The following is a 13,425-nucleotide window of genomic DNA, read 5'->3' on the forward strand; positions in this document are numbered from 1 at the left end:
TTACTCTAAACTGTTCAGTGGTGATTACCTGAAAACCCAAAGACCCGGTGTTGCTTCGGATTTGTTTTATGTGCAATATAATTTTAGATTCTGATGGTTTGAATAACGATCCCCTGAAGAGAAACTATTTATTTTGTATGAGAGCAATTTTCTATTTCAACAACAACTGCGTGTTAAATGATACTGAAAAGTATGGAAATACATAACATGATATATTTTATTTTTATTGGTTTTCTTTTAACGACGCCAGCGGCAATTGCTGCAAACATCGTCCCGGACACAATGGCTGAGCGTGTAAAGGCATGTACCATTTGTCATGGAGATGAAGAGAAAGTCGAGCAGCATGCCTATTACCCGAGTATAAACGGCAAGCCAAAAGGTTATCTATTCAATCAATTACGCAATTTCAGAGACGGTCGGCGCCATTACCAGCCGATGGCTGTTTTATTGGAAAACATGTCAGATAGTTACCTGATGGAGATAGCATATTATTTCTCGGCGCTGCAGTTACCAGTCTCTCCATCCGAACAGATCGAAATGGAATCTAATGAAATCAGATTAGCGGAACAGCTTATTTTTTCCGGGTTTGCAGATAGAAATATTCCGGCTTGCAGCGCGTGCCATGGAATTGATTTAATGGGTACAGCACCGTTTATACCAGGTTTGCTGGGTTTATCCCGTACTTATATTACAGCTCAATTTGGCAGCTGGCGTAATGGTGGATTAATTCGCGGACAAGTATCCGACTGCATGTCAGAAATTGCCAAGAAACTGACCGACAGTGAAACTATTGCAATTGCCAAATGGCTGGCGACACAATCGGTTTCCGGGAAACCCGACCCGGCGGACACCCTTTCGCCCGAACTGGCACATCGCTGCAACAGCATTGTTGTGGGAGATACTAAAAAATGAAATTTTCCATCAGCATATTGAATAATACTCGAAAAATTGTCCCTTTATTGCTTGGCTGTTCTTTGTGGGGAATGCTTATAACAGAAGTGATGGCATACGATTCCTTTCAGGAAAAGTCCGGCTATTCTGCTGTCGAACAACAACTAAAACTGGGCGCTTATCTTACACACGCCGGTAATTGCCAGGGATGCCATACTGCCCAAGGCGGCCCACCGTTTGCAGGGGGTCGCCGTTTATCCACGTCATTCGGAATATTTGTAACACCCAATATCACGCCCGATAGCGAAACGGGGATAGGTGATTGGTCTGAAGAAGATTTCTGGCAAGCGCTGCATCAGGGCAAATCACGTGATGGGCGATTGCTCTACCCGGCTTTCCCTTACACCGAATATACCAAAGTAACGCGGCGGGATGCCAATGCTATATTTGCCTATCTGCAATCTTTGCCGAGAGTATCCCAAAACAACCCAACCCATGAAATTCATTTTCCCTATAATTTCAGACCACTACTGTATATCTGGCGCGCACTGTACTTCAAGGAAGGGGTATATGTTCCGGATCAATCCCAAAATGAAGAATGGAATCGAGGCGCCTATCTGGTACAAGGTCTCGGCCATTGTAATGCCTGTCACACCAGCCGTGGTTTTCTGGGAGGAAGTGAAAACGATGCATTAACAGGTGGACAAATAATGGGCACAAACTGGTACGCGCCTTCACTGACTTCGCCCCTTGAGGCAGGCAGCGATGATTGGACAGTAGAAGAAATTGCTCAGTTTCTGGCTACTGGCATATCAAATCGCGCAGTAGCTTCAGGTCCGATGGCGACAATTATACGGCAAAGTCTTCAATATTTGTCTGCAGAAGATATGCGCGCGATGGCTGTTTATTTAAAGGCCATTGCAGAAAACAGTGCAAGTCATGCACCTGAAACTGCATTTCAGTTCATGCCGGAAAATAAACAAAAATTTCTGACACAGGGTGAACAGTTATATACACAATACTGTCAAGAATGCCACGGCATTTCCGGTGCAGGTGCACCAGGCATATATCCACCTCTAACAGGTAATCGAAGTGTAGTCATGGCTTCTCCCATGAATGCAATCCGCATGGTACTGGAAGGCGGTTATCCAGCCACAACGGCAGGAAACCCGCGGCCTTACGGCATGCCACCTTTTCAACATATATTAAACAATGAAGAAATTGCACTGGTCGTATCTTATATCAGAAATTCATGGGGAAACAATGGTGGCTGGGTAACAGCAACGAATGTCGACCGAATCAGAGGCAGCGCACGCCATTAGACCAGTTTTAATGCTTTTTATAAAATCAGAAAACCATTAATGATATGTTTGGACGTGATTTGTGTAGATCTGAATCTTCACAAATGACTATTGCTCATGTTTCTGAATACCCACTCCATGTTCAAAAACAAGCTGTCCTCCTTTCCATCCTGCAACACACAAAACGGCAAGTCCGATAACTGACAGAAGAATCGCTAAATTACTGGGCTGCGTAAGCGTCGTACCCTCCAAGCGCAAAAACAGGCTTATGGTATAGAGAGACCAACTGACCATTGCCAGTACCATATGTTGATTGGCAGTCTTCATTGCAATACTTTGTTGGTCAATTTTTGTCAGTTCAACTAATCCCGCTATCATGGCAAATATCGCGGTAATTGTACCGATCACAAGAAACACCCCGGCAACCCAGCTAACTTGTTCACCCATGAATAAACTGGCAATGTCACCTATCGTAGCGAAAAACCAGGCAGCAACTGGAAAATGAACCAATATGGGATGTAAGGGGTGTCTCATTATTAATTCCTGTTATATTCCAAGAAAAACACTTAACAGTGTAAGAAAACCGACTACTGCAACACCGGCATGAATGATCACGATATTCTTAGGCGCGACAACGTTCTTCATATGGAATGACGCAAGATAAAAACCGCCCAATGCCGCGACTACAAGCAAACCGAGTGCTGCTGTGATTGCTCCGGCAGCACCCCCTTCCAGCACCATCATGATTAACATGATCAAACCGGTTGCGCCTAACAGGGCATGCACAATTGATAACGACCAAGGGGCCAATTGACCAGAAAATACTTTTGTAGCCATAAACACACCACCCACAGCCGCAATGGCAAACACAACAATCGCATAAGTCAGCATTTCCTTTTACTCCTTAAAAGAATTAAAAATGTATACTATACTGCAATTATTATGACTTTTACAATATTTACATGTCAAAAGTTTTAACAATTCTCAGCAAATTAATCAACGATAAAATTACACTAAAAAATGTCTGCAATTTCAAGTTTAGGGAAACGTCAACAATCACTGTTAACAGTATTATTACATCATCGCAACGGGTTGACGGTGGATGAATTGGCAAGCATGCTCGAGATTTCCCGCAATGCTGTTAATCAACATTTATCAAATCTCAGTGGTAGTGGTTTTATTCAAAATACGTTATTAAACAGCACTGGCGGCAGACCCAGCAAAGTTTACTCCTTGACACCTACCGGCTTAGAACTATTCCCGAGGCATTATTCTTTTCTGGCCAGGATGCTACTTTCCTGGCTCAAGAAAAATTTAGGCGAACAAGAATTAGAATCCTGCCTGCAAGAACTCGGTGAACAAATTGCACAGGAATTTTCAGACAGAGTTAACAAGCATCAGACACAAACCAGTAAAGTGCGCGAAGTAACCATAATATTACAGGAACTTGGGTATGATGCAGATGCCGCACTCAATACTGAAACTTATGCTGAAATTATTGCGAGCAACTGCGTCTTTCAAAAGCTTGCTGAAGAATGCCACAGCGTTTGCACACTCGATCTAAGCCTCTTAGCTTCATTACTTGACGCAAATATCGAGCATAAGAAATGCATTGTCAAGGGCGGCAGAAACTGTTGTTTTGGAATTCTGACAAAAACACCGAATCTCTCTGTTCAGCAATCTTAAAATGATATTATTCCCGAAAAACCAGAATCGTTAGCCGTTCGGCCAGACAGTCCTTACCGGAACACAAACCAGCCAAACTCGCACATGCTGCCATTCGTCATGCGGATAAACTGCTCAAGTTCAGCAACTGAGAAAGTCGATTTGTGTCCAGGTACTGGTCAACACTGTCAGCCAGCCGGTTGATAGCAGCATTACAGACGGCATGGTAATTGAGCGGCTGGCTGCTGTCATCGAGACCAGCCCAGGCCAGCAATGCAGCACACGCATCAGCAGACTCAAACAGGCCATGCAGATAACTGCCCATAATCAAATCATCATCACTCATCGCGCCATCTATACCCTGTGCAAAATAAACTGCCGGCTTGTATTTTTTCTGAAAAGTGGTAACACCACAGTGAATTTCATACCCAGTGACTGATGCCCCTTTACAAACCAACGTACCCTGTACATTGCGTAGCAATTTGTCCGGTTGCAATGTGGTCTGCATATCAAAAAAAGCCAGTCCCTGTGTACTGCCGGCGTTACCCTCCAGTCCCACAGGATCATGAATCAGTTTACCCAGCATCTGGAAGCCACCGCAGATACCGATCAGCTTGCCCCCATAGCGTAAATGCCGTCGAATAGCCAGTTCCCACCCTTGTTTGCGCAACCAGTCCAAATCGGCACGCACACTCTTGGAACCTGGCAAAATAATCAAATCAGCTGGCGGGATCGTATCGCCTGGACCGATAAATTGCAGATTAACCTGCGGATGTATGCGTAATGGATCAAAATCGGTATGATTACTGATTCTCGGGTACGCCGGTACAATAACATCTAGATACGCATGCTCCGTCGGCACAATAAAGTCAGATGTATGCGGCAAGGCATCTTCAGCCTCAAGATGCAATCCCTGCAAGTAAGGCAACACGCCCAACACCGGTTTGCCAGTATATTCTTCCAGCCAATCAAGACCGGGTTTTAACAATGCAATATCGCCACGAAAGCGGTTAATTACAAAGCCTTTGATACGCGCCTGTTCACTCTCACTAAGCAACATCAACGTGCCGACCAGATGTGCAAAAACGCCGCCGCGGTCAATATCGGCTATTAGAATCACCGGACAGTCGACTGCCTCGGCAAAGCCCATATTGGCGATATCGTTGGATCGCAGGTTGATTTCCGCAGGGGAACCGGCACCTTCAACGATAACCTGGTCATACTGCGCAGTTAATCGCGCGTGGGACTCAAGCACAGCGCCCATCGCTATCGCTTTATAATTATGAAAACCATGCGCACTCATATTGGAAATCGCATGACCATGAATAATAACTTGTGCGCTTTTATCCGTATTGGGTTTCAGCAAAACAGGATTCATGTCGGTATGCGGCGCAACACCGGCAGCAAAAGCCTGAACCGCCTGCGCACGCCCAATTTCGCCGCCGTTGACACTGACTACGCTATTGAGCGCCATGTTTTGCGGTTTGAAAGGCGCGACACGAACACCGCGGCGTGACAACCAACGGCATAAAGCAGTCACCAACATGCTCTTACCTGCATCAGATGTTGTGCCTTGAATCATCAATGTCTGCGTATTCATAACTTTTTAATCCCTACCATTGCATGACCCAGTCGTGACTGTGTGTCTGTAATACAGATAAACTAACATGGAAGCATCAACCCCTCGCTGAATACTGATTAATAACAAAATGATGCTTGAGTATTTCAGATTGTAAAATGAAGTGAAGAATCAAGTCACAATGCATAATAGAAACACAATAGCTGGCTTCATACCTGATCCCTTAACTGCATAATTTCTTTTATGATGAAAACAATGCTGCAGCGGCAACTGGATTGGAGGGCATATACCAATGCATAAATGAAGTTGTCATATTCCCTAAACGAAAAACTGCTTCAGGCCGCAATCCTTTTCCAACAGGTTGTGTCAGTGCCAATGGCTGAATAGCTGTTTCCAATTGCGAGTAATGAAATGTATGCCCCCGCAACTCGCCTTGCGCAAAATCCGCCGAATGCATACCTAAATTAACCAGGTGAGGTTTCATGATTGCCCTGCCTGGAAACAAATTGAGCAAATTACGGGTTTTTCCGTGACAATCCGTCAATGATGACAGCAGATAGAGCATGCCACCACATTCAGCAACAATGGGTTTATCAGCCTCATAATGGGCATGTATCGACTCGTGCATTGATTGATTGGCTGCAAGTTCGTCCAAATGTAATTCAGGATAGCCGCCTGGTAGATATAAGCTATCCGCTTCCGGCAGTTTTGCATCCGCTATCGGCGAAAAAAAAGTCAGTCTGGCGCCCATTGACCGTAACAAGTCCAGATTTGCCTGATAAATAAAGCTAAATGCCAGATCAGACGCTACCGCTACGCGTAAATTTTTGACCGTGGTCTGCGAATCATACTTACTCAAATCAAATTCAGATGAAGGCATCTTAAAAGTTACACAGGGTGGCAGCTGACAAATATCTGTCCGGGATAGATCTTTAGCAAATTGTTCGAGTGATTGCTCCAGTTCATTTATCTGATTTGCCTGTACCAGGCCCAAATGACGACTAGGCAGTTGACTGCTTGTTTGCCTGGGTAACACAGAAAAACACGGCAAATCACACGGCATGCTTTCTCGAATCAATTCTGCGTGCACTGGACCGGCAACTTGATTAGCCAGCACACTTACAATCCTACACGACGGATTAAACGTAGTCAGACCATGCACGACAGCACCAAAAGTTTGCGCCATTGCCGTTGCATCAATCACGATTGATATTGGAATATTAAACGCGATGGCAAGATCCGCACTCGATGGCTCGCCATCGAAGAGCCCCATAACACCTTCTATCAAAATAAGATCCGCTGCAATTGCAGCTTCATATAATAATTTCTGACAATGTGCCTGGCCACTCATCCATAAATCCAGTTGATAAACTGGGTGGCCCGATGCCTGTTCCAGAATCATAGGGTCCAGAAAATCAGGCCCCACCTTGAAAACACGAACTTTGAGTCCCTGATTGCGATGAAATCTGGCAAGTGCAGCTGTAACGGTTGTTTTACCCTGACCGGATGCCGGTGCAGCAATCAACAATGCAGGACATTGCTTCACAAATCGATGCCTTTTTGCGCTCGTATACCTGACCGAAATGCATGTTTGACATCACGCATTTCGGTCACTGTATCGGCCACTTCACAAAGCGCATCTGGCGCAGCACGCCCGGTTATGACAACGTGCTGCATCGATGGACGATTTTTCAGATCCTCAAGTACCCTGTCGACATCCAGCCACCGGTACGTAAGCGGGTAAGTCAATTCATCAAGAACGATCAGATCTATACCTGGATCACGCAGCATATTCTGAACAATAGCCCAACCCTGCCGGGCCGTTTCGGTATCGCGCTCGAGATTTTGTGTATCCCAGGTAAAACCTTCACCTAACACATGCCAATCCACATTCTCGTGCCGTCGAAAAAAAGCTTCTTCACCCGTATCCGAACGGCCTTTGATAAATTGTGCAACACCTACGCGCATTCCATACCCTAGTGCGCGCGCTATCATGCCAAATGCAGAGCTTGATTTTCCTTTTCCGTTGCCGGTGAGTACCAACAACAAACCTTTTTCCTGATCGGCGCGTGCAATAGCAGCATCAACCACTTCTTTTTTGCGCTGCATGCGCCTGCGGTGTCGAGCGGCTTTTTCAGTATGCGCTGAATCAGTCATCTGCTATCCGGTTGTGGTACCGCGCAAGTTGCGCTGTTGATTGATCATGACCAAGGCCGCATGCATCACTATCGCCACTCCGGTATAAAATAAAAATGACTCGATATACATCGGAAAATAGTTCAGCGTACGTCCTGCAAATTCAACCCAGGTAGCATCCGTAAATCGGCCGGAGAAAAAATAAAAGCCGCCACTGGAGAACATTTCACATAATATTAAACCCGTCACCATACTCAGCGATAGTGGCAACAAGGTATTTAATGCGAATTGATGCTGCCCTGCATACCAGCGGCCCGCCAACCATAGCGCAGCATAGGCCGGCAACAGGAATACATACGCCGGCGTCAGACAAAAACCACTCGCGCCGCCCCAGGTATATGCAGCAAAATCAAGCCACCAGCTTAGTGCAAGAAAACCCACCAAAGGCCAGACAGTTCTCAAATAGATACCCGCCAGAAAAAAAACGGCCCATGAAGCGCCCGGCAAATTATGCAGAGAACTGAAATGATGGCCGCGTGTGATGATCATAAGTGATACCAGCATCAGTGCAATAACAATCTGATGACGTCCTGCCAAAGCTGGAACATTAGACAAAGTCGATAATTTGGGCATTTTTTAATTCCTTATCAGTTATTAGGGTTGATAACGCAAAGTCGCAAAAAAATTGCGTCCCGGTTGATTGAAAAAAGCAGCTGTCTCGTAATGTTCATTGAACAGATTCTCGATGCGGCCCTGCAGTCGCCAGTGTTTGCTTAGTTCATATTCCGCGCGCAAATCGAATTTAACATAGCTATCCAGTTTACGTGTATTTTCCAGATCGTCAAATCGCTCACCTTCCGCCAGAAACATGGCACCCAGTCTGTACTTACCAAAATGGCGATCTGCATCCAGACGAAACGACTGTTCTGCACGTCTCGGCAGTATGTTGCCTTTACTTGTCCCCGATGAGCGATTCGTCGGATCCAGAAAAGTCAGATTACCGTTGAACTGCCAGCCTTTGATTTGTGTACTCACGGTGGCTTCCAGTCCCCTGATACGTGCCTTGTTGATATTTTCAATCTTATTACTTGCAATATTATATGCGATCAAATCATCAATACGAGTTTCATATACATTTAACGACCAGTTGCCCCAATCCATTTTACCGCGTGTTCCAAATTCATAACTGAGCGAATCTTCTGGGTCCAGATTAGAATTGCCTGAAATTGGAAAGTAAAGCTCATTAAACGTGGGGGCTTTAAAAGCACTGCCAAAGTTTGCCGTCAAACGTACTTTGTTCGTAATCGCATATCCCCATCCAGCGCCACCGGTAACCCGACTGCCAAATTGCTCGTTATCATCATGGCGAATGGATAACTGTGCATCATGTTTCGCGATAGTTGTTTGATACTGACCAAAAACACCCCAGTTTGAACGCGAATTTTCAGTAAATGCTGTCGTGCTTTCTACCAAATCATGCTGATAGTCCATACCGACTGTCAGCAGATGATGCTTGTGAAGCGTAAAATCATTCAATAGTGAAATAGTGTCACGCATGGTATTGAACCTTGATGTCAGCACTCGTCCATTTAAGCTGTCCAGATTATCCCGGCTGCGGCCGGCAATCAGATTGAAACGCCAGAATTCCATTGGCGAATATTTTGCTGAACCGCCAAAAACCTGCTGCACGAGCTCTGATTTATTAGGCGAAATGAAACCAGGAAATGGATCGCTTGCATCAAATTCCGTTTTGCCCTCAGATTGCATAAAATTCGCGTCAATTTCCAACCCATTCTTAAAACGATAACCGGCACGTGCGGAGCCTGCCACATTGCGATAACCGTCCCGATCCGGATCTGGACTGCCTGAAAAGCACCCTGCACTCGCCGTCCCGGAGCAGGCATTAAAGCCTTCTGTACCTCTGCCACTCGCCGTCAGGTTGAACCAGCCCTGCTTTCCTCCACCGGACAAACCTACGGAACCATTCAACGACCCATAACTGCCGCCACCAAAACTAAAACTGGGTTTCAATCCACCGCTGCCATCACCCTTGCGTGTAAAAATCTGGATGACTCCACCGATTGCTTCGGAACCATATAAACTCGAACGAGGACCGCGCACAATTTCGATACGTTCAATCTGCTCAATCGGAATATTTTCAAATGGCGTGGTGCCTGATGTTGCATTCCCGACTTTAATACCGTCGATGAGCACCAGAATATGGTCAGATTCCGTACCACGCATCCGCATAAATGTACTTTTCCCGGGGCCTCCATTATTCGAAACATCAATACCATGCGTTCCGCGCAACAGGTCCTGCACCGAGCGTGCTTGCCGGCGTTCAATATCTTCTCGTGAAATGACCGTCACCGATGCCAGTGCAGCATCGGCTGTCTGCGCCGTACGTGTTGCTGTAACGATAATAGGGTCTTCGTGATTCTGCGCATCTGGCCGGTTAGCAGCTTCAGCCAAAGCTGTAACTGCTGTTGTTCCGCTTAACCATAGCGCAGCGATTGCCGATACACGGCTTATTTGCATGATCTTATTCCTCCGCGCCGCCCGCGCGTTGTCCGTTAAAAACGTTGCAGAGGAATACAGTAAGACAATGGATCTGCCAAATGCAGCAAACTTAAATGCCGTCTATTGCCCTCCGCAATACCGTAATATTTACTTCAGGCCGGTCTCCGGACTCATGAGTGGGGTTAATTCCAGACTTGCGCCTTCCCGTGTTGTGTGATGTATTGACACAGTGGCGTGATGCAAATCTTCAAAGAAATGCTGATTCAGCAATCACTTCTTTGACTCATTTACCGTTGCGGGGGCAGTGCCGGCTTTGCTTTGTTGTCATACACTTAAAGTGAATAATCAGCTTGTATAAAAACGCACCGGCTTCCCATTTAACCTTTCGAAAGAAAAAGGCACCCGAGGTAAGGTTGCGGAGACTACAGAAATGGCAGGTGGGTGTCAAGCTTTGATGGTGGATAGTAACTTTTTTAAAATGAGCATTTCATTAAACAAAATGCTCAAATGCAGCTCACAATCTAAGCGCCGACTATCGATACAATGATAAATAAAAAAGGAGTTCTGTTTTTTAGTCGCTATTCTTCAACCGCATAATCTCCCGGCGGTCGCGTTTTGTCGGCCGCCCTCTGGTATAAAAAGGGTTGGGCTGCGCTTTCACTCGTTCAGCAATGATTTCACGCTGTTGGCGGCTTTCTTCTGTTTCACGATAAAGCTGTTGCGCAATCGAAGCAGAGGCGCGCCTGTTACTTAGCGCAAGCACTTCAATATCATATTGATAATTGCCAATACGAATAATTATGCGGTCTCCTGTTACCAGTGTTTTCGCCGGTTTTACACGGCTGCCATTCAGATGCACACGACCACGTTCGATGGCTTCCGCTGCCAGTGAGCGTGTCTTGAAAAACCTGGCGGCAAACAACCATTTATCGATGCGAAATTTTTCGGAAGTGTCTGTATCGCGCATTTAATTTCATTCAAATGGTTTGGTTTCAATGACAATCTGATTTTCCAGTGTTTTATGAACCGGACACTTGTTTGCAATTTCGAGCAGCCTTTTTCGTTGTGCATCATCGAGTTGCCCTGTCAGTTTAATGACCCGGATGATTTTATCAACGAGTGCCTCCTGTTCATCACAAGACGCACAGTCTTCCACATGTACTCGACTGTGGCTTAATTCAACTTCAATATTCTGCAGGTTCATTTTTTTATGATTGGCATACATGCGCAGCGTCATAGAAGTACAACTCCCTAAAGCAGCCAATAATAGCTCATAAGGATTAGGGCCCAAATCTGCACCGCCCATTTTCTCAGGCTCGTCACTTACAAGCTGGTGATGCTCGGTAAAAATTTCACGTGTAAATTTGTTATTTCGCTCCTTAACTAATACAGTACCTTCCTTTACAGCCGGAGTCAGTGACTCCGGATTATCGTCCTCGATATCATGCTCATTCAGATAGCGGCTTGCCCAAACCGACAATACTGATGCAACATAATGTGCGTCTGCGTCATGAGATAGAAGATGATCTGCCTGATCAAGTGAAATAAAACTTTTAGGATGCCGGGCGGCCGTATAGATGCGGGCTGCTTCGTCAATTGATACGACTTGATCCAGTGGCGAGTGAAAAATCAACAGGGCTTTATCGATTTTTTTTATATGATCCAGCGAGTTATGGCTTTGCAGATCCTCGACAAATTGCTTTTGTATTGTAAAATTACGTCCGCCTAACTGAACACGGGCTTTCTGATTCTCCAGAATTTCTTCCTGCACACCGGCAAATAAATTTTTGACATGTGCGGCGGTCGCAGGTGCGCCTATTGTCACGATTGCTTTGGCGTTCTTTAAGTGCTGAGCGACAGCTATGACTGCGGCGCCGCCTAAACTATGGCCAATTAATAACCTGGGCGCGGCATAATTTTCTTTCAAGTATGCATCTGCTGCGATGAGGTCATGAATATTCGACGAAAAATTAGTGTTAGAGAAATCACCTGCACTGTTTCCCAGCCCGGTAAAATCGAACCGAAGAACCGCAATACCTTTTTTAGCCAGGGCGCGTGAAATATATGTGGCGGCCAAGCTATTCTTCGAGCATGTAAAGCAGTGTGCAAAAATTGCATAAAACTTTACTGCACTATCAGGCAGTTCTAACAATCCTGCTAAAGACTCACCTTGTTTGTTTTGGAAAGTTACTTTTGTACTTGACATACATGTTCCTTTTATAACAAATCAGGATTATTTTACATTGAATTGATTGTGATACTTATCGTTACTGATTTAAAATCTTTATAAGAGTACCAGCGATCTATTTTTTAAAGAATTCTATCCGCTAAAAACAAAAAAACACGACAGATAATGCCGTGTTTTTTTGTTTAATTAAAATATACTGGATCTTTTATATTTCCATTAATTGCTTGCTATATTAAATATTCAAATTAATTGATTGATTGATGCTTCTATGCGGCAGTGCTCTCTTGCTCGGGCTTCTTCCTGCTGCGCATAAAAAAGAAAGCAGCAAAAGCGACTAATGCAACATATGGCAACACATCCGTAAGCCAGTTTATAGGAAGACCTTCACCTACTGAAAATGGAAAAACTGAAACATATTCCTGGCCTTCACCTGATACAGTCACTACACCAGCAAATTTACCTTTCTCTTGGAAAGTATGATCAATTAAAATTGAAGCATTTGGATATACTTTAGGCGGCAGGTGATAGATTGTCATGTTCTCTAAATCCTCGTCCGATACCTTTTCCAGATCCTGAGATGTGGTACTGTTAGTGATCTTAAGGACGGGCGCACTGCGCACAATACGCACTTCCGTCTCAAAAGGACGAAGCTCATCATTAATATAATCCAGTGCTACCACTGTTTTACCTATTTCTGGAATATCTTCACAAAACTCTTCTTCCTGAGATAGTGGCTGATAACCTGTAAAGTGTATGGTATAAGGACCTACTGTTAGAATACACAAATCATCCGCCAACGCCAACCCACCATGGGCATGTACTTGTCCGGAGAAAATGATTCCAGCTGCTACAATTATCGATACAAAAAACTGTTTTATCATACTGATAGACATCATCTGTTCCTGTGCAAAAATATTATTATAAATCTTTATTAAGAATTGTGTTTACAAAGTTTTCTTATTTTTTCGAGTCGCCATCCAGTTCTTAAAGCGTTTGGATTTGAATAACTTGTATCCAATTAACATAGTTAACAGCAATCCAACCACGGGACCTATCGTAGCCCTGAATACATCCGCATAGTTGATCATCTCAACTCGCAAATGATATAGATACTTTAAGGGAGGCATTCCATCGGCTGTTATTAC

13 protein-coding genes, 1 pseudogene and 1 riboswitch are annotated in these 13,425 nt (G+C 44.8%); of the genes and pseudogenes, 3 read left to right on the top strand and 11 right to left on the bottom strand.

Annotated elements, in window-relative coordinates; translation table 11 throughout:
* The first annotated feature begins 207 nt into the window (after nt 1–207).
* Together C8R11_RS15275 and C8R11_RS15280 are read left to right on the top strand one after the other, a co-directional pair.
* The gene (locus tag C8R11_RS15275; protein WP_107796462.1) at nt 208–912 is read left to right on the top strand and encodes a c-type cytochrome; all 705 of its coding nucleotides are present in this window, start codon (nt 208–210) and stop codon (nt 910–912) included.
* Entirely contained in the window at nt 909–2,213 is a 1,305-nt protein-coding gene (locus tag C8R11_RS15280; RefSeq protein WP_244907725.1) for a c-type cytochrome, read from the top strand. Before C8R11_RS15275 ends, C8R11_RS15280 begins: the two co-directional genes overlap by 4 nt.
* Before the next feature lie 87 nt (nt 2,214–2,300).
* Here the strand turns inward: C8R11_RS15280 and C8R11_RS15285 are convergent, their stop codons facing one another.
* Complete coding sequence (locus C8R11_RS15285) at nt 2,301–2,726, bottom strand: DUF2231 domain-containing protein (protein WP_107796451.1); 426 nt, start codon at nt 2,724–2,726, stop codon at nt 2,301–2,303.
* A 12-nt stretch (nt 2,727–2,738) separates the two neighbouring features.
* Nucleotides 2,739–3,083, bottom strand: a complete 345-nt coding sequence (locus C8R11_RS15290) for a hypothetical protein (protein ID WP_107796452.1) — start codon at nt 3,081–3,083, stop codon at nt 2,739–2,741.
* A 129-nt stretch (nt 3,084–3,212) separates the two neighbouring features.
* Between C8R11_RS15290 and C8R11_RS15295 the strand changes: the two genes are divergently transcribed.
* On the top strand, nt 3,213–3,878 hold the full coding sequence (locus C8R11_RS15295; protein ID WP_107796453.1) for a helix-turn-helix transcriptional regulator: 666 nt from the start codon (nt 3,213–3,215) through the stop codon (nt 3,876–3,878).
* 97 nt (nt 3,879–3,975) lie between these two features.
* Here the strand turns inward: C8R11_RS15295 and C8R11_RS15300 are convergent, their stop codons facing one another.
* The 9 genes and pseudogenes from C8R11_RS15300 to C8R11_RS16570 form a co-directional block, all read right to left on the bottom strand.
* Nucleotides 3,976–5,457 (bottom strand): cobyric acid synthase, encoded by a 1,482-nt coding sequence (locus tag C8R11_RS15300; protein ID WP_107796454.1) that lies wholly within the window; start codon nt 5,455–5,457, stop codon nt 3,976–3,978.
* Between the two features lie 220 nt (nt 5,458–5,677).
* The gene (locus C8R11_RS15305; RefSeq protein WP_244907726.1) at nt 5,678–6,982 is read right to left on the bottom strand and encodes a cobyrinic acid a,c-diamide synthase CobB; all 1,305 of its coding nucleotides are present in this window, start codon (nt 6,980–6,982) and stop codon (nt 5,678–5,680) included.
* Entirely contained in the window at nt 6,979–7,593 is a 615-nt protein-coding gene (gene cobO / locus C8R11_RS15310) for a cob(I)yrinic acid a,c-diamide adenosyltransferase (RefSeq protein ID WP_107796455.1), read from the bottom strand. The genes C8R11_RS15305 and cobO overlap by 4 nt, the downstream gene beginning before the upstream one ends.
* 3 nt (nt 7,594–7,596) lie before the next feature.
* On the bottom strand, nt 7,597–8,205 hold the full coding sequence (locus tag C8R11_RS15315; RefSeq protein WP_107796456.1) for a hypothetical protein: 609 nt from the start codon (nt 8,203–8,205) through the stop codon (nt 7,597–7,599).
* A gap of 21 nt (nt 8,206–8,226) precedes the next feature.
* Nucleotides 8,227–10,110 carry a TonB-dependent vitamin B12 receptor gene (gene btuB / locus C8R11_RS15320; RefSeq protein ID WP_107796457.1) on the bottom strand — a complete coding sequence of 628 codons (1,884 nt, stop codon included), beginning with the start codon at nt 10,108–10,110 and terminating at the stop codon, nt 8,227–8,229.
* 120 nt (nt 10,111–10,230) lie between these two features.
* A riboswitch (cobalamin riboswitch) is annotated at nt 10,231–10,513 on the bottom strand.
* A gap of 150 nt (nt 10,514–10,663) precedes the next feature.
* Nucleotides 10,664–11,059, bottom strand: a complete 396-nt coding sequence (locus C8R11_RS15325) for an RNA-binding S4 domain-containing protein (RefSeq protein ID WP_107796458.1) — start codon at nt 11,057–11,059, stop codon at nt 10,664–10,666.
* Nucleotides 11,060–11,065: 6 nt separating this feature from the next.
* A complete protein-coding gene (locus C8R11_RS15330) occupies nt 11,066–12,298 on the bottom strand; it encodes a bifunctional alpha/beta hydrolase/OsmC family protein (protein ID WP_107796459.1) in 1,233 nt (410 codons plus the stop codon).
* A 248-nt stretch (nt 12,299–12,546) separates the two neighbouring features.
* The gene (locus tag C8R11_RS15335) at nt 12,547–13,173 is read right to left on the bottom strand and encodes a hypothetical protein (RefSeq protein ID WP_244907727.1); all 627 of its coding nucleotides are present in this window, start codon (nt 13,171–13,173) and stop codon (nt 12,547–12,549) included.
* A 51-nt stretch (nt 13,174–13,224) separates the two neighbouring features.
* Nucleotides 13,225–13,425: pseudogene (locus C8R11_RS16570) on the bottom strand (hypothetical protein); the annotation flags it as partial.

Source organism: Nitrosomonas aestuarii (assembly GCF_003046585.1).
Lineage (GTDB): Bacteria > Pseudomonadota > Gammaproteobacteria > Burkholderiales > Nitrosomonadaceae > Nitrosomonas > Nitrosomonas aestuarii.

Bases quoted from the DNA above. Each gene is read 5' to 3' on its own strand.
- C8R11_RS15275 (WP_107796462.1), top strand. From the start codon at position 208: ATGATATATTTTATTTTTATTGGTTTTCTTTTAACGACGCCAGCGGCA.
- C8R11_RS15280 (WP_244907725.1), top strand. From the start codon at position 909: ATGAAATTTTCCATCAGCATATTGAATAATACTCGAAAAATTGTCCCT.
- C8R11_RS15285 (WP_107796451.1), bottom strand. From the start codon at position 2,726: ATGAGACACCCCTTACATCCCATATTGGTTCATTTTCCAGTTGCTGCC.
- C8R11_RS15290 (WP_107796452.1), bottom strand. From the start codon at position 3,083: ATGCTGACTTATGCGATTGTTGTGTTTGCCATTGCGGCTGTGGGTGGT.
- C8R11_RS15295 (WP_107796453.1), top strand. From the start codon at position 3,213: ATGTCTGCAATTTCAAGTTTAGGGAAACGTCAACAATCACTGTTAACA.
- C8R11_RS15300 (WP_107796454.1), bottom strand. From the start codon at position 5,457: ATGAATACGCAGACATTGATGATTCAAGGCACAACATCTGATGCAGGT.
- cobO (WP_107796455.1), bottom strand. From the start codon at position 7,593: ATGACTGATTCAGCGCATACTGAAAAAGCCGCTCGACACCGCAGGCGC.
- C8R11_RS15315 (WP_107796456.1), bottom strand. From the start codon at position 8,205: ATGCCCAAATTATCGACTTTGTCTAATGTTCCAGCTTTGGCAGGACGT.
- btuB (WP_107796457.1), bottom strand. From the start codon at position 10,110: ATGCAAATAAGCCGTGTATCGGCAATCGCTGCGCTATGGTTAAGCGGA.
- C8R11_RS15325 (WP_107796458.1), bottom strand. From the start codon at position 11,059: ATGCGCGATACAGACACTTCCGAAAAATTTCGCATCGATAAATGGTTG.
- C8R11_RS15330 (WP_107796459.1), bottom strand. From the start codon at position 12,298: ATGTCAAGTACAAAAGTAACTTTCCAAAACAAACAAGGTGAGTCTTTA.
- C8R11_RS15335 (WP_244907727.1), bottom strand. From the start codon at position 13,173: ATGTCTATCAGTATGATAAAACAGTTTTTTGTATCGATAATTGTAGCA.